This is a genomic window from Vaccinium witches'-broom phytoplasma str. VAC, from assembly GCF_000309405.1.
Lineage (GTDB): Bacteria > Bacillota_I > Bacilli_A > Acholeplasmatales > Acholeplasmataceae > Phytoplasma.
Genome location: NZ_AKIN01000197.1, coordinates 1 through 285, shown reverse-complemented (window position 1 = coordinate 285; position 285 = coordinate 1). Strand labels below are relative to the sequence as shown.

Genomic DNA, 285 nt, shown 5'->3' with positions numbered 1-285 from the left:
TCACGAGGGGTGGCTTTTCTTGACATGCTGATTAAAAAACCTTTTTTTGTTAAAGTTTGTTGAATTTTAAGTGATTGATAAACTGTGCCTTGATCGAAGTGAATGACACAAGGCTCTTTTAATTTTGGAAGTTTTTTAATAGTATTTAAAACTAAATCTTTATTTTGTTGGTTTGAAGTGTGAGAAGAGATGATTTGGTTGTTAAAAGAATCAATAATACAAGAAAAATAGAGAAAACCTTGATTAGTTTTAAAATAAGTGATGTCAGTAAAGAGTTTTTGAAGA

General features: G+C 28.4%; 1 protein-coding gene. It reads right to left on the bottom strand.

Annotated elements, in window-relative coordinates; all coding sequences use genetic code 11:
• On the bottom strand, positions 1-285 hold a 285-nt coding region (locus RI68_RS02895; protein WP_017193737.1), incomplete at both ends, for a DDE-type integrase/transposase/recombinase.